This is a genomic window from Paraburkholderia sp. SIMBA_030, assembly GCF_046535245.1.
Lineage (GTDB): Bacteria > Pseudomonadota > Gammaproteobacteria > Burkholderiales > Burkholderiaceae > Paraburkholderia.
In genome coordinates this window covers 1-260 of sequence record NZ_JAWRXB010000896.1, presented here as the reverse complement: position 1 = coordinate 260, position 260 = coordinate 1, and the positions used below count along the sequence as shown (strand labels likewise).

The 260-nt window shown below is 66.9% G+C and carries 1 protein-coding gene; it reads left to right on the top strand.

Annotated elements, in window-relative coordinates; genetic code table 11:
- Positions 1–260: aldehyde dehydrogenase family protein (locus SB772_RS42605; protein ID WP_410838845.1), on the top strand; the 260-nt coding region annotated here is incomplete at both ends.

Genomic DNA, 260 nt, shown 5'->3' with positions numbered 1-260 from the left:
CGCACCGGCTGCGCGCGATCCTCGGCCTCGACGCGAAGAACGCGGCGATCGTGCTGCCCGACGCCGATCTCGACCTCACCGTGAAGGAGTGTCTGCTCGGCGCGCTGTCGTTCAACGGCCAGCGCTGTACCGCGCTGAAGATGCTGCTCGATACGCAGGCGCACGGCGTCATCACCAAGCCTTATCGCTCGACCGGCATTCTGAGCACGCTTGTGCTCGCGCGCGCGGCTTCGGGCTACCAGCAGCGGCTGCAAAGCAAG